We start from the raw sequence: 20,110 nt of genomic DNA, 5'->3' as shown, positions 1-20,110 counted from the left end.
CCGTTTCGTACCGTCGCAAGTCGAAACGTAGCCGGGGTACGGCGTGTTCTGCATATCAGCCCAGGTCAACGACCCACGGAAGCGACAGGGGAGCCCCATTTCCCCGGCCTTCCCCTCGTCGGATACGAACACGGGGACGATCTCGCGCACGCACAGGCCGGCGGATTCGACACACTGGGCACACTTCGCATCTGGCTGCACGACTCCTGACCGGCAACTGTCCCCGCCCAAGTGGCGGGGGACAGGCACGCACTGAGGCTTCCCCTTGATGTGAACCGTTCCGGGTTTGATCGAGACTCTAGGTCGTGACTGTGACCTGGGGTTTCGTGGTTTCGCGGTAGTAGTTGGTCTCGTATTCGGCGGGTGGGATGTGCCCTATCTCACCGTGCAGTCGGCGGTGGCAGTACCAGTCGACCCATTCGGCGGTAGCCAGCTCGACCTCGGAGAGTGTCTTCCGGGGCTGGCGGGGCTTGATCAACTCAGTTTTGAACAGGCCGATCGTGGACTCCATCAGGGCATTGTCGTAGGCGCGCCGACCGAGCCGATCGACGCGGCGATGCCTGCCCGGTCGAGGTGTTCGGCGAGCGCGAACGATGTGTACTGCGACCCGGCATCGGAGGGCGCTCGCCCGGCGCTATCCCAAGCGAGCGGGCGAGAGCGTGGAGTTCGGCTACCCGCTGCTGCGACTCGTGGTCCTGGTCGAGTGTGGCACCCGTGCTGTGCTGGCCGCCGCGTTCGGCCCCGAGAGTGACGGCGAACTCACCTACACAGGAAGCCTGTTGATTGTGCTGGACCGCACGGTGCTCCTGCTGGCCGATGCCGGATTCGATGGAGCCGAGTTCGCCGGACGGGCCGGGGCCGGCGATCTCCGCAGTGCAACGCGCGGGGGTTCGAGCCGGCCCGGCATCATCAAGCCCGTCCGGCGATGGAGGACGCAGCGGCCCCTGGTCGCCCCCGGGTCACCGTACCCCGCGCCCGGGCACTCCCGTACTGCCTCGCAACACCACCTCACCCTCCACCCGCACCACCCGGGCCCGCTTCCCGGCCCCCACCTCCCGCAGTGCCAGCGCGATGGCGCTCTCGCCCATCGATGTCAGGGGCAGCGCCACTGTCGTGAGCGGCGGCGACAACTCCCGTACCAGCGGGATGTCGTCGAACCCGGCCAGCGACACATCCTCCGGCACCCGTGCCCCCGACTCCCGCAGCGCCGCCAACGCCCCGACCGCCATCACATCGGTCACCGCGAAGACACACGTCGGCCGGGCGCGGGACGGCACCTGCGCCGTGGCGAGCAGCAGCCGCCGCGCCGCCTCGTACCCGCCGTCACGGGTGAACGCCCCCTCCATCACCTGGCCGAGCCCGATGCCTGCCTCGGCGAGCCCCTCCCGGAACCCTGCCAACCGGTCGGAGACTGTCGTCAGCTCGGGCGGCCCACTGAGAACCGCGAACCTCCGATGCCCCAGCCCCACCAGTGCCCGGGCCAGTGCAGCCGCCCCCGCCCGGTTCTCCGGCTGCACGGTGTCCACCCGCAGGCTGCGGTGCCGGCTGACGACCGCCACCCGCCCGCCGGCCCTGACATACGGCTCCAGCTCGGTATCCATGGCCCGCTCCCATGCGCGGTCCTGGAAGCCCGAGCCGATCAGCAGGATCGCCCGCGCGCGCTGAGCCCGCAGCATGGAGACGTAACTGATCTCCCGCGCCGGCTCCCGGAACGTGGAGGCCAGCATGACGAGCAGCCCGCGTTCCGCGGCCGCCCGCATCACACCGCTGGAGATCGCGGCGAAGTACGGGTCGCTGACGTCATGACAGATGACGCCCACCGTGCGGTTGTTGGCGGAACTGGCGAGGGCCTGGGCATGTGCGTTGGGGATGTAGCCGAGCCGTTCCGCCGCCGCGTGCACCCGCTGTCGCAGATCGTCGCGGACCGTGGCCGTACCGTTGAGCGCCCGCGAAGCAGTGGCCGGTGAGACGCCGGCCTCCCGGGCCACGGCGTCGAGCGTCACATGGGCCGCGGCCGCGACGGTGCGGCGCGCTCCCGGACGGTCCCGCGTCGCCCGTCCGCTGGTCACGCGATCACTCAACTCGACCCCCAAGGGCGCGGTGGCGGCAGGGTCCCGAAACTTCAGGACGACCTATTGACCGTGCGTGCAGGCAGTCATTAGCGTGGCGGCACCTTATCAGAAAGCGCTTTCTGAAAGCGCCTTCTCCGTCATCGCAGGATTGCACAGCTCTCCACAACTACCACCGAAGTGCATGGAGTTCACCGTGAGCCAGAGCGCGTTGACCAGAAATCCCGCCGAAGTGGCGGGTGTTGCCCGGCGGGCTGGGCCGTCCGCGGGGGAGCGACTGGCGCGGGCGGCCGAGCAGAGCTGGCGCCCGGTCGCCCTGCTGCTGGTCTGTTTCGTCGCCTGGTGGGCGATCTCGGCAGCCGAGCTGGTGGAGTCGTATCTCGTGCCGTCGCCCGGTGCGACGCTCGATGTCCTCACGGGGAAGACGAGTTATCTCTGGCAGCACAGCTGGGTGACCACGTACGAGACGTTGCTCGGCTTCGTGATCGCCGTGGCCGTCGGCGTGCTGGCGGCCGTGGTCATGGTGTACTCCTCGACCGTCGAGCGCACGCTCTACCCTATTCTGCTGTTCGCCCAGGTCGTACCGAAGATCGCGATCGCGCCGCTGTTCGTCGTCTGGCTCGGCTTCGGCATCGCGCCGAAGATCCTCATCGCCGTCCTGATCGCCTTCTTCCCTGTGGTGATCTCCATGGTCACGGGACTCAAAGCGGTCGACCCGGAGATGCTCCAGCTGTCGGCGACGATGGGTGCGAAGCCCTGGCAGACCTTCCTCAAGATCCGTTTCCCGGCGTCCCTTCCGCATCTCTTCTCCGGTCTCAAGGTCGCGGTCACCCTGGCCGTCACCGGCGCCGTCGTCGGCGAGTTCGTGGGCGCCAACGAGGGGCTGGGTTATGTGATCCTGCAGGCCAACGGCAACCTCGACACACCGATGCTGTTCGCCGGGCTGCTGGTGATGTCCCTGATCGGCGTCGTCCTCTTCGTTGTCGTCGAGATCGCCGAGCGGCTCCTGCTCCCCTGGCACGCCAGCCGCCGCGACGCGCCGGCCACCACCTCGTACTGAACGCCACCCCACCCCGTCCCGTACCGAGCATCACCCATTGATTGCTGTGACAGACCCCGTTGCGAGAAGGGCCACCCCATGCACGCGCGCAGACTTCTGATCGGTGTTGTACCTCTTGTCCTGCTGGCCACGGCCTGCGGCGGGAACGACGCGTCGACCTCCACCAGTGACTCGGGCAAGAAGCTGGACAAGGTCACGCTGACGCTCAACTGGTATCCGTACGGCGAACACGCGCCGTTCTACTACGGCAAGCAGCAGAAGATCTTCGAGAAGCACGGCATCGACCTGACGATCCAGGCGGGCCAGGGCTCACAGAAGACGGTGCAGGCGACCGCCGCCGGACAGACCGACTTCGGCTGGGCCGACACCCCGGCGCTGCTGGCCGCGGTCGACCAGGGCGTGCAGGTCAAGAGCCTCGGCGTCTTCCTGCAGACCACCCCCGCATCCGTGCAGTCCTTCGACTCCAAGGGCATCGGGTCGCCCGCCGATCTGAAGGGGAGGACGATCGCCGGGACGGCCGGTGACGCGCTCTCCAAGACATTCCCGATCTTTCTGAAGAAGAACAACATCGACGCGTCGGAGGTGAAGGTCCAGAACACCGACCCGGCGGGCAAGATCGCCGCGGTGATCTCCGGGAAGACCGACGGACTGCTCGGCTACGCCAGCGACCAGGGCCCGACCATGCAGGAGAAGGCCAAGAAAACCGTCTCGTATCTGCGCTTCTCCGAGAACGGGCTGAACTTCTACTCCAACGGTCTGCTCGCCGGGCAGAAGCTGCTCACCTCCAGGTCCGAGCTGGCAGGACGCATGGTGCACGCGGTCAGCGAGGCATGGGCCGCCGCGGCGAAGGCGCCCGAGCCTGCGGTCGCGGCCATGGACGGGGCGTCGGAGCAGCTGCCGCCGAAGACCGTGCTCGCGGAGCAGTTCAGGACGACGCTCACGCTGCTGCACACCACGTCGACCGAGGGCAAGGCGCCCGGGGTCAACGACGAGGCGGACTGGCAGCAGACCATCGATGTCTTCGCCGAGGCCGGAATGGTCAGCAAGCCCAAGTCCGTGGCGGAGTACTGGGACGCGAAGACGGCGCTGAAGGGATGACGATGCCGAAGCAGGACGCGAAGCCCCGGGACCCGCTCGGTGCGAGCGACCGACACGCCGTCACCCCGGCCGTCGGCGTGTCGGACGTCTCGGTCCGGTTCCGCAGCAAGAACCGCGATGTCACCGCCCTGCGCGAGGTCTCGCTCGACGTGGCGCCGGGCGAGTTCGTCGCCCTGGTCGGACCGTCCGGATGCGGCAAGTCAACCCTGTTGAAGCTGGTCGCCGGACTGCTGAAGCCGTCCTCGGGCGAGGTCCGGCTCGGCGGCGAACGGGTCAAGGGCCCACGGCACGACATCGGTTACGTGTTCCAGCGAGCCGCCCTCCTGGAGTGGCGTTCCGCGCGCCGCAACATCCTGCTGCAGGCGGAGATCCGGAAGATGCCCGCGGCCGGGGCGCGCGACCGGGCCGACGAGCTGATTCGGATGACCGGGCTCGGCGGCTTCGAGGACGCGTATCCGCACGAGCTGTCCGGCGGGATGCAGCAACGGGTGGCGCTGTGCCGCGCGTTGCTGCACGAACCGCCGGTGCTGCTGATGGACGAGCCGTTCGGCGCGCTCGACGCCCTCACGCGTGAGCAGATGAACATGGAACTGAACCGCATCTGGCGGGAGACCGGCACCACCGTGCTGCTGGTCACCCACTCGATCTCGGAAGCGGTCTATCTGGCCGACCGGGTGGTGGTGATGAGCCCACGGCCCGGCACCATCACCGAGATCATCGAGGTGGGACTGGACGCGGAACGGGAGTACGGCGAGACGGTGGGCCGCCCGGAATTCCGGGATGCGGCGGCACACATCCGCGATCTGCTCGGCGCGGCGTCCGCCCACGACTGATCGGGGCGGTCCGTCCCGCCGCGACCCGGGGGCGCCCGGGCCCGCACGGCAAGGCGCCCGGTGATGCCCCCGGGCGTCACACCGGCGCGAACGCGACCGTCGGCATCCCGGTCTGCACGGCCGGCGGCGTGGCGCCGGTATGCCCCATGCCCGCGGACTGACCAGCCGCCTCAAGACCGGCCGAGCCGTGCAGCTGCGCCCGGGCGAGCACCGCACCCGCCGCGCCCGTGTTGGCAATCAGGCGTCGCCGACCGCTCCCGGTACGGATGCAGCCACTCGGCGGGCCACCCCCGCGTCCGCCCCGGCCCATGCCGTCATCTGGTCCACCGCTCTCCCGGCCACCGTGGACGCGACCCTCGCCTGGTACGGGAAGCTGCTTGCCGCCCACTGAGCACACAGCGGCCCCGGGGAGGCGGATCGCTCTCCGGGGCCGCTGCGCGCGCCGGTCCGCTCAGTACCGCAGCCGTGACAGATACGTATAGCTGGCGAGCGCCGAGGCGAACGGATCAGTCGGCGAGTCGTGCTCCACCAGCCACTGCTTCACCCCGCCCCGCCGCGCCGTGTCGAACATCGCCGGGAAGTCCAGCACCCCCGACCCGACATCCGCGAAGTCCCCGTTCGGCGTCATGTCCTTCACATGCAGCGCCGGGAAGCGCCGGGGGTGGCGTACGAACAGCTCGCCCGGCGCCGAGGCGCCACCGTTGGCCGCCCAGTACAGATCCAGTTCGAAGCCGACGAGTTCCGGATCGGTCTCGGCGAGCAGGATGTCGTACAGGCTGACTCCGTCCACCACCTGATGGTCCGTGCCGTGATTGTGGTAGAGCAGCTTCAGCCCGGACTCGCGGGCGGCCAGTCCCGCCTTGTTGAACTCCCGGGCCGCCTCCCGGTATCCGGCCGGGCTGTGCAGCGATCCGGGCAGACTGGGTACGACGATCCACTTGCCGCCCAGCGTATGGATGTCCTCCAGCGCCTGCGGCAGCCTGGCGCCCTTCACGATGTCGTACGCGACATGTTCGAGGACTGCCTTGAGCCGTGTCTCGTCCAGCATCCGCCGGATGTCGGCCGCGCTGTTGCCGTGCCTGCCGCTCACCCCGACCGTCGCGTACCCGATCTCCGCCAGCCGCTCCAGCGTGCCCCGGAAGTCCGTCGCCAGCGGGGTCCGCATGGTGTACAGGTGCATGCCGATCCCGGATGGCGGGATGCGGCGGCAGCGCCCGGAATCCGAGGCGGACGCCGGGGCCGTACCGAGCCCGGCGGTCGCGGCGACACCCAGAGCCGTACCGAGAAACGCACGTCGTGTGCCGTTCATATCGTCTGTCTCCTCTCAGTCGACGCCGCTCAGCTCACGTCGATGCGGATGAAACCGGTGCTCGTGTCGCCCTTGTCGTCGGTGACCGTCAGATGCGCGGTGTACGCACCCTTGCGGCCGTAGGTGTGCGTCGCCGTGGCGCCCTCGGGCCCTGCGGGCTTGACGTTGTCGCCGAAGTCCCAGTGGTAGGAGGTGATCGTGCGCCCGGCCGCCGGCTTGACCGCACTGCTCAGCGAGACGGCGAGTGGCGAGCTGCCGGTGGCCGGGTCCGCCATCACTGTGACTCGCGTGCCGGGATTCTTCTCGACGGCGGACCCGTTGAAGTGCAGCCAGTCCACGGCGAACAGGTCGGCCTTGTCGCTCGACCACTCCGGGTTGGTGAACACCGCGTACAGCTTCACGCTGCTCCCCGGGTCCTCCAGGGCCGTGGTCGGCGAGACGACCTTGCCCCAGTCCCCGGTGTTCGGCACGGTCACCTTTCCGAGCAGCTGCCCCGTCGGGGAACCGGCCCGGAACTCGACACTGCCACCGATCCCGCCGGAGGCCGCGCCTACCGTCACCGAGTCGATGTTCTTCAGATGCACCGGATCGAAGCTGATCCAGTCACCGTCCTCGATCTCCGTCAGCCGCTTCCCGCCGGACGCGTCGGTCCTGTTGCCGACCACCACTCCGCCGTGCGCGCCGCCTGTCGCCGTGAAGTGTTCCGCCTCACGGAACGCGGTGCGCAGCGTCAACGAGGTCGAGCCGGTGAGCGCCGGGGCGTCCGGGGCGCCCTTGTCCTCGTAGCGGGCGGTGATCCCGTAATACAGATTCTGGCCCGGGCCGTGGCTGTCCCCGGCATCCGTGACGATCTCGCCCGCGCAACCGGTGTAGTTGTCGAGCGGATGCAGATGCGAGTCATGGCCGAGCTGTGACTGCACGACCACCCGCGAGCAGTCGATCGGCAGTCCGTTCCTCCCGTCCTCCTTGTCCTTCACCTGCACCGTGAACGGGATGGTGTCGCCGAAGCTGAACATCCCTCCGTTCGGCGGTTGTTTGATCGTCACTTCGGGCCGGGCGTTGCCGACGGTGATGTCCCGCACCGCCTGCGCGGTCAGACCACCGGGCCCGGTGACGGTCAGCCGGGCCGTGGTGAGACCCTTGGTGCGGTATGTGTACGAGGGGTTCGGTTCCGTCGAGTCCGTGGTGCCGTTGCCGTCGAAGTCCCAGGCATACGTGACCGCCCGGCCGTCCGGAAGCCCGGAGCCGGCACTGGAGAACGCGACGGTGAGCGGCGCCGGACCGTTGTCCTGGCTCGCGGTGATCTTCGCGTCGGGCAGCCGTCCGTCACCGACGTAGTCGATCCGGTAGATGCCCGCCCCCTCGTTGCTGCCGCCGCGGCCGGTGCCGCTGCCGCGCCCGAAGTCGATGACGTACAGCGCCCCGTCGGGACCGAAATCGGCATCGAACGGCTGATTCCACTTCATTTCCGCGAAGACACCGTTGATCGACTGGAGTTCACCGGCCTTGACGGGAGCGAACCGCGGATCGGTGAAGGTCTGGTCCTTCTGCTGGAGGGAGAACGTCTTGAACCACTGCCGGGTCAGCTCGTAGGTGAACCACTTCCCCTCGAAGTACTCGGGGAACTTGGTGCGGTACGTGTTGTCGGGGTCGTAGTCGTAGACCGGACCGCTCATCGGGCCACCGCCGCCGGTCCCGAGCTCCGGGAACTCGGCGGATGCGGAGTAGGCGTACCAGACCGTCGCGGGCTGCGCGGGCGGCAGATTCCGCAGCCCGGTGTTGTTCGGCGAATCGTTGACGAGCGCCGCACAGTCGAACTTCGGACCGGAGGTCCTCGTTGTGAAGTCGTAGTCGTTGAAAGGGGTGTTGTTGCCGATGCAGTACGGCCAGCCGAAATTCCCCGCCTTGGTGATCCGGGTGTACTCGACCGTGCCTTCCGGCCCGCGATCGGCGACCGCGGCCGTGGCGTCCGGGCCGTAGTCGGCGACCATCAGCGCGCCGCTCAGCGGATCCGTGGTGATCCGGAAGGGGTTGCGCATCCCCATCGCGTAGATCTCCGGACGGGTCTTCTCCGTACCGGGCGCGAAGAGATTGCCCTCGGGGACGGTGTATGTGCCGTCGTCCTTCGGGGTGATGCGCAGGATCTTGCCACGCAGATCGTTCGTATTGCCCGCCGTGCCCTGGGCGTCCCAGGCGCGACGGCCCTCGCGCTCGTCGATCGGGCTGAAACCGTCCGAGGCGAACGGGTCGGTGTTGTCACCCGTCGCCGCGTACAGATTCCCGTCCTTGTCGAAGGCGAGCGAACCGGCCATATGGGAGTTGGCCCGGCCCTCGCCGCGCCAGGTCGGAATGGTCAGCAGCCTCTTCTCCGAGGCGGGGTCGACCGTGTTGCCGGTGGCCGTGAAGCGGGAGAGGTTGAGCCGTTTCTCGGTTTTGTCGGAATGCAGCAGATAGAGCCAGTTGTTCGTGGCGAAGCCCGGATCGAGCGCGAGACCGAGCAGCCCGTCGGACTGGCTGGTCATCTCCGGCGCGTACGCGAAGTCCAGCGCCGTCGTGACCTTCATGGTCTGCTGGTCGATGACCTTGAGCTGCCCGGTGCGCTGGGCGAAGAACACCCGGCGGTCCGGGGCGACCGCCAGCTCGAACGGGTCGGCGAGGTCGCTGGTGGCCAGTGCCGTGCGCTGGAAGGAACCGGTTCGAGTTGCCGTGCAGTCACCGGACTTTGCGCCCGCGGCCCACTCGATGCCGCCCAGCAGATGCTTGACGAAGCCCTCCTCCTGGAAGGCGGACGAGGCATGGCCGCCGGCGGTGAACCAGGAGCGGCCGCCGTCGTAGTTCTGGCACCAGGACCATGGATGGTCCACACCCTCGTCCAGACCGGTGATGCCGTCGCGTACCTTGATCTGCGCGAGCGTGTGCACCTTGGAGGTCGGATTGGTGCGCCAGTTGTACCACTCCTCCGTACGCTCCCAGAGGTCCGGAAGGCCCTTGGTGGAGGGGTGCGCATGGTCGAGCACCTTGACCCGGCCGGTCTGCACGGCGGGATGCTGGTCGAAGATCGCGCCGACCAGGCCCTCGTACCAGTCCCAGTCGCGCTCACTCGCCGAGGCGGCATGCAGCCCGACCCAGCCGCCGCCCGCCCGGATGTACTTCTGCAGGGCGGCCCGCTCGTCGGCATTCAGCAAGTCACCCGTCTGCGGAGTGGAGTTGGTGTTGTTGAAGACGATGGCCTGGAAGCGGGCGAGATCGGTGTCATTGAAGACGGCCGAGTCGTCGGTGGCCTCCACGTCGAAGCCGTTCTCGGCACCGAGCTTCTTGATCGCTTCGATCCCTGCCGGGATGGAGTCGTGCCTGAAGTTGGTGACCTCGGAGTAGACCAGGACCCGGAACGGGGCCGCGTGGGCGCGAGGCGGCGAGGCCACCAACAGGCCGAAGATCAGGGCGAGAAGTGCGGTGAGGGCGAGGACAGGTGAGGGTAATCCTCGCGACGGATCTCTGCTGAACGGATGGTGACTCATGGGCGCTCCCTGTGCGGTAGATGCCGGCTGCGGGATATAGAAAGCGCTTTCTGGAGTACGCCGTTCAGAGTAGGTTCTCGTCTTCCGCGGGGTCAATGGGTCGGCAGGGCCCTCTGTGACTCTGCTGTGGGGCAGGTGCGGCTCCGCTGCGGACTGCCCGGCCCCGGTCAGGCGCCCAGGAATCCGGTGATCCGCCCCCGCAGCCCGTGCGGATCGAGTCCGTGTGCGGCGAGGTGTTCGTCCATCTGTCCGTACCGGCGAAGCTCCGCCTTACCCACCCCGAGCCCCAGCACCCGGTGCGGCAGATCGGCGAGCGCATCGTTGGCGGCGCCCGTCGACGTGCCCGCCAGGTACGGCTCGACGATCACCACATCCGCCGTCTTCCGGCCGCCGGCCGCGCGCCGGAGTCCCGCCGCGTCGAAGGGGCGCACGGTTGTCGCGTACAGCACCGTCACATCCAGGCCGTCCGTCGCTGCCAGGACGTTGTCGAGCATGGGGCCGACGGCGATCACCACCCCGCTGCTCCCCTCCCGCACCGGCGTGAACCCGGCACCGGCGCCGACCGCCCGGGCCCGCTCGTTCTGCTGGAGCGAGAGCCGCAGATAGACCTTGTCCTCCCCGGAGGCAGCCTGCCGCAGCAGCGCCTCCGCCTCGTCGGGGTGGCCCGGCACCTGCACCGTCCAGCCGTCGAGGGTGTCCATCAGTGCGACATCGCCGGGGGCCATGTGGGTGACGCCGCCGGCGGGCCAGTCGTACGAACCTCCGGCGCTGACCAGCACCCCGGACACGCCCTGATGCCCGAAGTCGAGATTCACCTGCTCGAAGGGCCGCTCCACCAGGAACGGGGCGAACGTATGCATGATGGGTCGCATCCCGGTCAGTGCCAGTCCGGCCCCCGCGCCGACCAGCAGCTGCTCCCGGATACCGACATTGATCACCCGGTCCGGATGGGCGCGCGCGGCGCGGTCGAAGCCGTCCCGGCTGATCTCGGCCAGCACCACGGCCAGCCTGGGGTCGTCGTCCAGCAGCCGCGACGCGGTGGTGATGAAGCGGTCACGCATGGTGTCCATGGGTCGGTTCTCCCTTGTTCTGAATCGCCGATTCGTTGGTGTGCGGTGGTGCGGGGGTCAGTTCTTGGGGGAGACGCGGGCGACCACGGCCCGTGGCTGGCCGGGATGCGGTGCCGTGTATGCCGCATACAGCGCCTCGTGGTCGCGGCCGTCCACGGTCGCGGCCGACCAGCCGGCCGCCTCGAACCGGGACGCGATGCCGCCGGGCCACCCGAAGGTGGCGGAGGCGTTGTCGATCACCAGGGTGTGCAGCTGCTCGAGTCCGGCCGGTCCGGCGTAGGCGATCGCCTCATGGTTGCTGCCCTCGTCCAGCTCGGCGTCCCCGATCAGCACCCAGACCTGGGGGCGGGTCAGCCCCTGTGCCCGGAGCCCGAGCACACTGCCGACAGCAAGCGGCAATCCGTGTCCCAGCGAACCGCTGCCGATCTCGGCGCCGGGGACGAGCACGCGGTCCGGGTGATGCCCCAGCGGTGAGTCGTACCCCCCGAACCCGGGCAGCAACTCCTCGTCGAGGAAGCCGTGTGCGGCGAGGACGGCGTAGTACGCCATCGGACCGTGCCCCTTGGAGAGCAGGAACCGGTCCCGGTCCGGGGCGTCGACGGTGTCGGGGGTGACGCGCAGCACCTGGTCGTACAGAACCCAGAGGGCGTCGAGGGTGGAGGTGGCGGCGGGCCCGTGCTTCTCGTCGCCGGTCATCAGGCTCATCAGGCGGTTCAGGTCACGGTATGTGTGCGCCGGAGCGGTGGTCTTGATCGTCATGCGTCCAGAATTCAACCTCAAGGATGGTTGAGGTCAAGCGTGGAAACGGGTTCGTGAGCACCCACTCAAGTGCGGTATTGTTCTCATGCGCGTTCGGCCAGGGGAAAGCCCAGGTCAGGCGAGCATCGGGACGTGGCGCAGCTTGGTAGCGCACTTGACTGGGGGTCAAGGGGTCGCAGGTTCAAATCCTGTCGTCCCGACTGGAGTTCGCTCCATTGTCGCAGGTCAGAGGCCGTTTTCTCCTTCGTGAGGAAGCGGCCTCCGGCGTGCTCCGGGGTCTGCCTCTCACACTCGTCTCACGGTTTCATGGTTCGACGCCGGGCTCGGGGGCTGCGCGGCGTTGTGAGCTGGTGACGATACGTTCCTTTCCTTCCTGCATGTCCGATCTGTCGATTACTGCATGAGATCAATGGTTGCTCGCCGTGATCACAGGTTCTGGCCGGCGGGTTTGCACTTGACGCTTTTGCCAGCGATCAAGTGCGCGCCAGTCAGGTCGAGCGGCTGCCTGAACGCCGGATGAGTCGGGCTACGGGGTGGTATCGCTGCGGTCGCGCAGGGTCCGTTCGAACAGCTCGGCTCCCGCCAAGAATGACCTTCTCGAACCGGGTTGTGCCGCCGGCAAGCGCACGCGAAAAACCGGGTGCCGTGCCATGTCCGCTGGGCACAATCATCGCCGATGCCTCAGCTGATCGCCGACCGGCTGCTCGCCGCCGTCGAACCACTACCCCACCCACTCCGGCTGCGCGAGGTGGCCCGCACCGCCGCCGTCCTCGCCTCCTCCGACCTCCTGGTCCTGTTCGCCGAGCTGGACGGCCGTGGCCTGTATGAACGTCGGTTCGCCGCGCTGGCCGCCTTCGCCGGACGGCAGGTACGCCATCTGATCGACCGGATCGACGACCCCGACCCGCTGGTGCGTCGCTACGCGCAGCGAGCGATCGGGGAGCTACCCTTCCCGGGCGACGACCTCGAGTTCACGATGCTCACCGCCCCGAAGGCGGTCCGCGACGAGTTGGCCCGCGCCATCCTGCGGGCCGGGCGCACGGCGGTGGCCGAGCGGTTGGTGCCCGTCATCCGCAGACGCTGGGGCGCCGCCGAGGCGGCCCGTCTGCTGCCGGTGTGCTCGGCCGAGGTCGTCGCCGCCGAACTGCCGATGCTGGGACACGCGATCACCTTGGACTCGCTCCCGGCCTGTTCGCCGTAGCACTGACAACGGCCGGGGCGCAGCTCGGCTGGCCCACCGCCTGGCGGGAGGTGCTGCACACGCTGCGCCGCCATCCGCGGCCGGTGGCCACAGCCCACCAGGCGGGCTGGACGGCTGTCATGTCGCACCGCTCGGGCGAGACGGAGGACACCACCATCGCGGATCTAGTGGTGGCGACCGGCTGCGGTCAGATCAAGACCGGCTCGCTCTCCCGCTCCGAGCGCACGGCGAAGTGCAACCAACTGATTCGGATCGAAGAGGAGTTGGGCGACTCGGCGTGCTTCGCGGGCCACTCCGCGCTGCGTCGGGCGTGAACAGCAGGCAGAGGTAGAGGCCACGCGGGCCCCCGATCACGATCGGGTGGCCCCTCGCGTGGCGGGAGAGTCCTTCGATCCCGCCGAGCAAGCCCTGTGGGTGCCGATACATCATCCGCGCAGGTAGGCGGCTTGTGAGCTGTCAACTTCGGGTGTTCGCCCGATGGTGAAATCGAACGTGTTCGGCCATCGAGTTGCGAGTCGCTGAACGCGTTCAATCTCTACCTGTGTCACGCACCGCCGTCAGCCGTTCACAAGCCAGTGATCTGCGCGGATGAATTTTCGGCAGGCGCAGTGTCCATCTGGTTGGCCCGTCGCGGGCAGCCTGTGCGGGCCGGCAGTCGATGTGCGGTGCCGGTGGATGTCACAATCGCGGGCCCTGCGCCGTCTTGATGTGCGAAATGCACACGTGCAAGGAGGAAGCCATGGCGCAACGCGTTCCGAAGACGGAGCCCGGCACCGAGACGAGCGAGAACGTGATCTCATGCGACGGTGCCGTGCCCGAGCCGGTGGTGCCGCAGGGCGAGTCCGCAGTGCGCGCGCCACTGCCGACCGCGTACCCGCGACGGGCAGTGTCGCAGGCCGGTATGCAGCTTCCGATCTGTGCTACGTGCGGTGTGCAGTATGAGGCACCGCGCGACGACTGCCCGGTTTGTCTCGATGAGCGTCAGTACGTCGGCTGGAACGGCCAACAATGGACCACACTGGCCGAGTTGAGCGCCGGCGGCCGCCGCGGTCGGCTCGACGAGGAAGGCCCCGGCGTGATCGGGGTCGGCGCGGAGCCGTCGGTGGCCGTGGGCCAGCGTGCGCTGCTGATCCGCTCGCCGTCCGGCAACGTGCTGTGGGATTGCGTGGGGTACCTCGACGACGATCTCGCCGCCGAGATCGAGGATTTGGGTGGAATCAGCGCGATCGCCGTCAGCCATCCGCACTTCTACGGCGTGATGACCGAATGGGGTCGGGTCTTCGATGCTCCGGTGTACATCCACGCCGCGGACCGCGAATGGGTCGGGCGGCCCGATCCGCTGATCGAGTACTGGACAGGCGACACCCACCGGATCGCGCCGGGCATGACGCTGATCAATGCGGGCACGCACTTCGCCGGGGGCACCGTGCTGCACTGGGCCGACGACCCGGAGGGGAGCGGTGCGCTGTTCAGTGGCGATATCTTCATGGTGGTGATGGACCGCCGGTGGGTCAGCTTCATGTACAGCATCCCCAACTTCATTCCCGAGCGGCCGAGCACCATCCGCCGCGCACTCGAACTGGTCGAACCGTTCGAGTTCGACCGCATCTACGGGGCGTTCTGGGGACGCGTGGTCAGCGCCGACGGGTCGGCCGCGGTGCGCCGTTCCGCGGACCGCTACCTGCGCTTCGTGCGGGACGAGGGGGCGTAGCGGAGCAGGGCTGGAAGGGCGCCCGCCGGGCACGCCAAGACGGCCGGAGGGGCCTGTCCGCACGATCCGCGGCAGGGGTGGCCGTCTCACGCCCCTGCCGCGATCCGGCACCCGCATCGAAGCCATCGATCACCGCGGGGCGGTCCGGGGCCGGAAGTCGCGGGGACTCGGTGGGTTTGTCCGGGGCGCCGATGCGCGGCCCGTGTGACGCGGGCTTCTGATTGAGCGTCACATCGCCGGAATCGGTGCTCCCACAGAAGGAAGAACTTGCTCGGCCCATATGATCTTGCCGCCGCGGTCGTAGCGGGCGCCCCAACGGGAGGCGAGCTGGGCCACGAGGAACAGACCGCGTCCGCCCTCGTCGCCGGTGCGCGCGCGGCGCAGATGCGGGGCGTTGAGGCTGCCGTCGGAGACTTCGCAGATGAGGGCCGTGGCGCGGATGAGACGCAGGGCGATGGGGCCGCGCGCGTGCCGGATGGCGTTGGTGAGCAGCTCACTGACCATCAGTTCGGTGCTGAAGGTGAGTGGTTCCAAGCCCCAGGTGGCAAGCTGACGGGTGGTGAGCGCGCGGGCGTGGGCGACCTGCGCGGGGTCGACCGGCAGCTTCCAGGAGACGACCCGGCCTGCTTCCAGTGCACGGGTGCGGGCAAGGAGCAGGGCAGCGTCATCGGATCGGTGCTCCGACAGCAAGGGGGCCACTACGGCATCGCAGAGCTGTTCGAGCGGTCGGGTGGGGCCGGCCATGGTGCGGGACAGTTGGTCGAGTCCGGCGTCGATGTCCCAGCCCGGTGCTTCGACGAGGCCGTCGGTGTAGAGCGCCAGGACAGAGCCGTCCGCGAGACGGCGTTCAGCGGTTTCGAAGGGGAGACCGCCCAGCCCCAGGGGCAGGTTGGGCGGGATGTCGTCGAGGACCTCCACCGCACCATCGGGCTGCACAAGGACGGGTGGGGGATGGCCGGCGCGCGCGAAGGTGCAGATGCGGGAGATGGGGTCGTAGACGGAGTACAGACACGTGGCGCCCTCGCAGTCGGGATCCTCCTCGGTGAGGCGGATGACGAGGTCGTCGAGCCGGGTGAGGACCTCGTCGGGAGGGAGATCGAGGCCGGCCAGTGTATGGACAGCGGTGCGCAGCCGTCCCATGATGGCCGCGGCGTGCAGGCCGTGGCCGGTGACATCTCCGACGACCAGAGCGACACGGGATCCCGACAGGGGCACGACGTCGAACCAGTCCCCGCCCGCTCCGGCATGGGCGGCAGCGGGCAGATACCGGTGGGCGGTCTCGACGGCGGGGAAATCGGGCAGATCGTGCGGCAGCAGGCTGCGCTGCAGGGCCAGGGCGGTGTTGTGCTCGCGGGTGTAGCGGCGGGCGTTGTCGATGCATACCGCGGCGCGGGACGAAAAGTCCTCGGCGAGGAACAGGTCCCCTTCGTCGTAGGGTCGCGGATCCTGGTGGCGGCCGAAGGTGGCCACACCCAGCGTGATGCCGCGGGCCCGCAGCGGCACTGTCATGTACGAGTGGAAATGGAACTCGCGGACTTTCTCGGCCCGCCGGGCGTCGTGGGCGAACCACTCGTCCGCGTCCAGGTTCCGCACCAGTACCGATTGCCCGGTGGCCAGGCTCCGGACCTGTGGCGTGCCCGGGTGGAATGCCACCGTCTCGCCCGTCACGAACACGGCCTCCGGGGCGTGCTCGCGTACGGAACGGAGTCCTGATCGGCGGGTCTGCACCTCCCCGGCCACCGGCCCGGGGGCCGGTTCCTCGCCCCGCACCGTCGCCTCCAGCAGGTCGATGGCGACGAAGTCCGCGAGTTCGGGAACGGCCGCGTCAGCCAGTTCCTGCGCCGTGCGCATCACGTCCAGTGTGGTGCCGATGCGCACGCCGGCCTCGGTCAGCAGCGCCAGCCGTTGCTGGGCCTGATAGCCGTCGGTGACGTCGATGTACATCTGGCACATCCCCAGGACCCGGCCGGCCGGGTCGGTCAGCCGGGAGGAGGAGGTGGAAAACACGTGCTCGCGGTCCGGATCGGATGCCAGGCGGATGTGCAGCTTGAAGTCGACCACCGGCTCGCCGGTGTCCCGCACCCGCCTCAGGACCCGGTCGATCGTCGGGGGCGAGTCCGGTGATTCATCGCCGATGCGCCGGCCGATGAGCCACTCGGCGGGCAGGGCGGTCGCGCGCTCCGTCGCGGCATTCACCCACAGGTACCGCAGCTCGGTGTCCGTGACGGTCACCGGGATCGGGGACTGGCTGAAGAGCGCCTCCAGGATCGCGCGATTGACCTCCTCGCGTTCCACCTCGCGCGCGTCGGCGGCGCTTACGGACCAGCCGGCCTGGCCCTCCCTGCTGAGCACGGGCCGCACACGCACCGCTACCGACACCTCGTGCCCGTCGCGGTGCCTCATGCCCAGTACGCCGTCCCAGCTCTGCCCGGCTTTATGCCGTACCTGGGCAGCCACCGCCGCTTCCCGGTCCTTCCGGGTGGTCAGCAGATCCACCGCCGGCTTTCCGCAGACGTCTTCCGCGGGGTATCCGAGAAGTGCTTCCGCCTGCGGGCTCCACAGGGAGATCGCGCCGTTGCCCGCCACATATGCGATGGCCGTGCACGCACCCGGCAGTGAGTCTCCCGCCCCTGCGTCGAGGCCCCCGGAAACCTTGGTTACGCGCACCGGCACCACCTCGTCCCAGGCCTCTCCCTGCCCATGATAGGGACCGGGGTGGCGCCTGACTCCTTGAGCGCACCGTGCCCGGCGGGCCGTGGCCCGGGGGCCGGGCCGGTCGGTGGGTGCCAGGGGGACGGATCAGTCGCCGGCCGGCGCGCCCCGGTGGGTTATGACCTCGGCCGCGCTCCGCACCGCGGAGTACATGGCCGCTCACCGCTCCGCAGAGGTGGCATCGCGATGACCGACCAGAGCACGCCCACCACTGCCGCCGAGCGGCAGATCCCGCGCGGGCCGCTGTACATCCAGGACCTGACCCTGTGGGACGGCATGCATGCCGTAGGCCACCGCTACACCGTAGAGCAGTCGAGCAGGGTCTATGCCGCGATCACCGCGAACATCCTGTCCAACCTCGTCTCACCCGGCCCAGACGATGTGATGCTGCACGCCGCATCGCTCATCCACACCAGCGGCACCTTCGTGCTGCCGTACTGGGTGCGCGGTGGAGCCTCCGTCGTCCTCGGCGGCTTCGACCCGGACGAGTCCCTGGCGGCCATTGCCCGCTACGGGATGACCGCAGTCAACCTCGTCCTCACCATGCTCTTCGCCGACGGGAACGCCGAGCGTGCCGACCTCGCCCGGCTGCACACCGTCGTCTACGGGGCCAGCCCGATGCCGCGCCCGCTCATCGAGCACGCACTGGACGCCTGGGGCCCCAAGTTCGTCCAGTACTTTGGACAGACCGAGGCGCCGTTGTGTCTGACGGTGCTCGACAAGGACAACCATGCCGAGGGCGGTGAACTGCTCGGCGCCGCCGGACACCCGGCGGTCGGCCCCGCGCCGCAACGTCGAAGTGTCCAAGACCGTGCACTTCGTCGAGACCATCCCGTACTCGCCCGTCGGGAAGATCCTTCTCCGGGCCCTGCGCGACCCCCTGTGGGAGGGAAAGTGACGACCGAACACCCCACCGTACGGATCGAGCGCGACGGCCGCGTTTTCACGGTGATTCTCAGCCGCCCCGAGGTCCGCAATGCCGTCGACAGACCGACAGCCGATCAACTCGCGGATGCCTTCCGCGAGTTCGAGTCAGACCCGGACGCAGCTGTCGCCGTGCTGTGGGGCGAGGGCGGCACCTTCTGCGCCGGAGCGGACCTCAAGGGCATCGGCACGGAACGCGGCAACAAGGTCCACGCCGAGGGCGACGGACCCATGGGTCCCACCCGGATGCGGCTGAGCAAACCCGTCATCGCCGCGGTCTCCGGCCACGCGGTGGCCGGCGGCCTGGAACTCGCCGTCTGGTGCGATCTGCGCGTCGTCGAGGAGGACGCGGTCTTCGGTGTCTTCTGCCGCCGCTGGGGCGTGCCTCTGGTGGACGGCGGCACGGTGCGGCTGCCGCGCCTGATCGGTGTGAGCCGCGCGATGGACCTGATCCTCACCGGCCGCCCGGTCTCGGCAACGGAGGCGTACGACATCGGGCTCGCCAACCGGCTCGTCCCGACCGGTGAAGCACGTCGCGCGGCGGAGCAACTCGCCCGGGAGATCGCCTCGTTCCCCCAACTCTGTCTGCGTCACGACAGGCTCTCCGTCCGCGAACAGCACGACCTCTCCGAACCGGACGCCCTGGCGGCCGAGTACCGACACGGCCTGGTTCCGCTGACCGCGGGGGAGACCCAGGCCGGTGCCGACCGGTTCGGCGGCGGCGCCGGTCGTCACGGGTCGTTCGACGAGTGAGCCGAAACCCGGCTGACACCGGGAACGGGCTGGCCCTACGCTCGCCGGATGATGACACCCAGCTACCCGGACAAGCCCCGCCCCGGCGACCGCGTCGCCGTCATCTCCCCGTCCGCCGGGCTGCCCGGAATCCTGCCTCTGCCCTACGAGTTGGGGCTGCGCAGACTCCGCGAGGAGTTCGAGCTCGAAGTGGTGGAGTATCCGGCGACGCGCACCATGGGGTCGACCCCGGCCGAGCGGGCCGCCGATATCCACGCGGCGTTCGCCGACCCCGAGATCAAGGCGGTGATCGCCAGCATCGGCGGTGACGACCAGATCACCGTCCTTCCACACCTGGACCACGAGCTTTTGCGCGCCAACCCCAAGCCGTTCTTCGGGTACAGCGACAACACCAACCTGCTGGCCCTCCTCAGGAACCTGGGCATCGTCGGCTACCACGGCGGGTCGGTGATGGTCGAACTCGGACGCCCCGGCGCGTTGCACCCCCTGACCGCCGACTCCTTGCGAGCGGCCCTCTTCACCCGTGGCACCTACGAACTGACTCCCGCCAAGGAGACCGACCACGTCAACCGCCCCTGGGAGGACCCGCGAACCTTCGACTCCGAGCCCGAGATGCGACCCGCCGACGGCTGGTCCTGGCACAACGCCGACCGGGTCGTCGAAGGGCCCGGCTGGGGAGGCAACCTGGAGATCCTGGCGTGGCTGCTCATGGCTGACCGCGAGATGCGGCCGGTCGGCGACTACGCAGGCAGCGTGCTCTTCCTGGAGACGTCCGAGGAGATGCCCTCTGCCGACGAGGTCTACCGGATTCTGCGGAGCATGGGAGAGCGTGGGCTCCTGCAGCAGTTCCCGGCGCTGATCATGGGGCGGGCCAAGTGCTGGTCGTTCGCACAGCCGCTCAGCGCCGAGGAGGGGGACCGGTTCCGTGCGGAGCAACGGCAGGCGGTCCTGCGCGCGTTGAGCGAGTACGCCCCCGACACGATGGCCGTCCTCGATGTCGACCTCGGCCACACGGACCCGCAGGTGGTGATCCCGTACGGCGGACACATCCGGGTCGACGGGACCGCCTGCCGCATCGTCGTCACCTACTGAG

At 68.9% G+C, this 20,110-nt stretch carries 15 protein-coding genes, 1 tRNA gene and 2 pseudogenes; 11 read left to right on the top strand and 7 right to left on the bottom strand.

The window, feature by feature from the left end:
* Window positions 1-298 precede the first annotated feature (298 nt).
* Complete coding sequence (locus ACIBB8_RS17120; protein ID WP_398952833.1) at window positions 299-595, bottom strand: integrase core domain-containing protein; 297 nt, start codon at window positions 593-595, stop codon at window positions 299-301.
* Window positions 596-959: 364 nt separating this feature from the next.
* A complete protein-coding gene (locus ACIBB8_RS17115; protein ID WP_398952831.1) occupies window positions 960-2,003 on the bottom strand; it encodes a LacI family DNA-binding transcriptional regulator in 1,044 nt (347 codons plus the stop codon).
* A 250-nt stretch (window positions 2,004-2,253) separates the two neighbouring features.
* On the opposite strand from ACIBB8_RS17115, the gene ACIBB8_RS17110 reads away from it, so the two are divergent.
* From ACIBB8_RS17110 to ACIBB8_RS17095, 4 genes are all read left to right on the top strand, one after another.
* The gene (locus ACIBB8_RS17110) at window positions 2,254-3,129 is read left to right on the top strand and encodes an ABC transporter permease (protein ID WP_398952815.1); all 876 of its coding nucleotides are present in this window, start codon (window positions 2,254-2,256) and stop codon (window positions 3,127-3,129) included.
* A gap of 78 nt (window positions 3,130-3,207) precedes the next feature.
* On the top strand, window positions 3,208-4,227 hold the full coding sequence (locus tag ACIBB8_RS17105; protein WP_398952813.1) for an ABC transporter substrate-binding protein: 1,020 nt from the start codon (window positions 3,208-3,210) through the stop codon (window positions 4,225-4,227).
* Complete coding sequence (locus tag ACIBB8_RS17100; protein WP_398952810.1) at window positions 4,224-5,060, top strand: ABC transporter ATP-binding protein; 837 nt, start codon at window positions 4,224-4,226, stop codon at window positions 5,058-5,060. The genes ACIBB8_RS17105 and ACIBB8_RS17100 overlap by 4 nt, the downstream gene beginning before the upstream one ends.
* A 139-nt stretch (window positions 5,061-5,199) precedes the next feature.
* The gene (locus ACIBB8_RS17095; protein WP_398952809.1) at window positions 5,200-5,451 is read left to right on the top strand and encodes a hypothetical protein; all 252 of its coding nucleotides are present in this window, start codon (window positions 5,200-5,202) and stop codon (window positions 5,449-5,451) included.
* Between the two features lie 60 nt (window positions 5,452-5,511).
* On the opposite strand, the gene ACIBB8_RS17090 is transcribed toward ACIBB8_RS17095, so the two are convergent.
* The 4 genes from ACIBB8_RS17090 to ACIBB8_RS17075 form a co-directional block, all read right to left on the bottom strand.
* Entirely contained in the window at window positions 5,512-6,369 is an 858-nt protein-coding gene (locus ACIBB8_RS17090; protein WP_398952807.1) for a sugar phosphate isomerase/epimerase family protein, read from the bottom strand.
* 29 nt (window positions 6,370-6,398) lie between these two features.
* Window positions 6,399-9,887, bottom strand: a complete 3,489-nt coding sequence (locus ACIBB8_RS17085; protein ID WP_398952804.1) for a ThuA domain-containing protein — start codon at window positions 9,885-9,887, stop codon at window positions 6,399-6,401.
* A 167-nt stretch (window positions 9,888-10,054) separates the two neighbouring features.
* Window positions 10,055-10,957, bottom strand: a complete 903-nt coding sequence (locus tag ACIBB8_RS17080; protein ID WP_398952802.1) for a transketolase family protein — start codon at window positions 10,955-10,957, stop codon at window positions 10,055-10,057.
* Between the two features lie 57 nt (window positions 10,958-11,014).
* Window positions 11,015-11,716 carry a transketolase gene (locus tag ACIBB8_RS17075; protein WP_398952800.1) on the bottom strand — a complete coding sequence of 234 codons (702 nt, stop codon included), beginning with the start codon at window positions 11,714-11,716 and terminating at the stop codon, window positions 11,015-11,017.
* Window positions 11,717-11,842: 126 nt separating this feature from the next.
* On the opposite strand from ACIBB8_RS17075, the gene ACIBB8_RS17070 reads away from it, so the two are divergent.
* The 4 genes and pseudogenes from ACIBB8_RS17070 (at window position 11,843) to ACIBB8_RS17055 (ending at window position 14,628) form a co-directional block, all read left to right on the top strand.
* A tRNA-Pro gene (locus tag ACIBB8_RS17070) sits at window positions 11,843-11,916 on the top strand.
* Between the two features lie 476 nt (window positions 11,917-12,392).
* Complete coding sequence (locus ACIBB8_RS17065; protein ID WP_398952798.1) at window positions 12,393-12,917, top strand: hypothetical protein; 525 nt, start codon at window positions 12,393-12,395, stop codon at window positions 12,915-12,917.
* Between the two features lie 80 nt (window positions 12,918-12,997).
* Window positions 12,998-13,231: pseudogene (gene eno / locus ACIBB8_RS17060) on the top strand (phosphopyruvate hydratase); the annotation flags it as partial.
* A 425-nt stretch (window positions 13,232-13,656) separates the two neighbouring features.
* Window positions 13,657-14,628, top strand: a complete 972-nt coding sequence (locus tag ACIBB8_RS17055; RefSeq protein WP_398952796.1) for an MBL fold metallo-hydrolase — start codon at window positions 13,657-13,659, stop codon at window positions 14,626-14,628.
* A 228-nt stretch (window positions 14,629-14,856) separates the two neighbouring features.
* Here the strand turns inward: ACIBB8_RS17055 and ACIBB8_RS17050 are convergent, their stop codons facing one another.
* Window positions 14,857-17,295 (bottom strand): SpoIIE family protein phosphatase, encoded by a 2,439-nt coding sequence (locus tag ACIBB8_RS17050; RefSeq protein ID WP_398952794.1) that lies wholly within the window; start codon window positions 17,293-17,295, stop codon window positions 14,857-14,859.
* A 33-nt stretch (window positions 17,296-17,328) separates the two neighbouring features.
* Between ACIBB8_RS17050 and ACIBB8_RS17045 the strand changes: the two are divergent.
* From ACIBB8_RS17045 to ACIBB8_RS17035, 3 genes and pseudogenes are all read left to right on the top strand, one after another.
* A pseudogene (locus ACIBB8_RS17045) lies at window positions 17,329-18,102 on the top strand (AMP-binding protein); the annotation flags it as partial.
* Between the two features lie 132 nt (window positions 18,103-18,234).
* Window positions 18,235-19,017: a crotonase/enoyl-CoA hydratase family protein gene (locus ACIBB8_RS17040; RefSeq protein WP_398952829.1), complete on the top strand. Its 783-nt coding sequence runs from the start codon at window positions 18,235-18,237 to the stop codon at window positions 19,015-19,017.
* A 48-nt stretch (window positions 19,018-19,065) separates the two neighbouring features.
* On the top strand, window positions 19,066-20,109 hold the full coding sequence (locus ACIBB8_RS17035; RefSeq protein ID WP_398952792.1) for a S66 peptidase family protein: 1,044 nt from the start codon (window positions 19,066-19,068) through the stop codon (window positions 20,107-20,109).
* The last annotated feature ends 1 nt before the right edge of the window (window position 20,110 follow it).

Source organism: Streptomyces sp. NPDC051286, assembly GCF_044455345.1.
GTDB lineage: Bacteria > Actinomycetota > Actinomycetes > Streptomycetales > Streptomycetaceae > Streptomyces.
The sequence above is the reverse complement of the archived record's forward strand: the minus strand, read 5'-3'. Positions and strand labels throughout refer to the sequence as shown.

Excerpts from the sequence above, each read along its gene's own strand:
- ACIBB8_RS17110 (WP_398952815.1), top strand. The coding sequence starts at position 2,254 with ATGGAGTTCACCGTGAGCCAGAGCGCGTTGACCAGAAATCCCGCCGAA.
- ACIBB8_RS17105 (WP_398952813.1), top strand. The coding sequence starts at position 3,208 with ATGCACGCGCGCAGACTTCTGATCGGTGTTGTACCTCTTGTCCTGCTG.
- ACIBB8_RS17100 (WP_398952810.1), top strand. The coding sequence starts at position 4,224 with ATGACGATGCCGAAGCAGGACGCGAAGCCCCGGGACCCGCTCGGTGCG.
- ACIBB8_RS17095 (WP_398952809.1), top strand. The coding sequence starts at position 5,200 with ATGCCCCATGCCCGCGGACTGACCAGCCGCCTCAAGACCGGCCGAGCC.
- ACIBB8_RS17090 (WP_398952807.1), bottom strand. The coding sequence starts at position 6,369 with ATGAACGGCACACGACGTGCGTTTCTCGGTACGGCTCTGGGTGTCGCC.
- ACIBB8_RS17085 (WP_398952804.1), bottom strand. The coding sequence starts at position 9,887 with ATGAGTCACCATCCGTTCAGCAGAGATCCGTCGCGAGGATTACCCTCA.
- ACIBB8_RS17080 (WP_398952802.1), bottom strand. The coding sequence starts at position 10,957 with ATGGACACCATGCGTGACCGCTTCATCACCACCGCGTCGCGGCTGCTG.
- ACIBB8_RS17075 (WP_398952800.1), bottom strand. The coding sequence starts at position 11,716 with ATGACGATCAAGACCACCGCTCCGGCGCACACATACCGTGACCTGAAC.
- ACIBB8_RS17065 (WP_398952798.1), top strand. The coding sequence starts at position 12,393 with ATGCCTCAGCTGATCGCCGACCGGCTGCTCGCCGCCGTCGAACCACTA.
- ACIBB8_RS17055 (WP_398952796.1), top strand. The coding sequence starts at position 13,657 with ATGGCGCAACGCGTTCCGAAGACGGAGCCCGGCACCGAGACGAGCGAG.
- ACIBB8_RS17035 (WP_398952792.1), top strand. The coding sequence starts at position 19,066 with ATGATGACACCCAGCTACCCGGACAAGCCCCGCCCCGGCGACCGCGTC.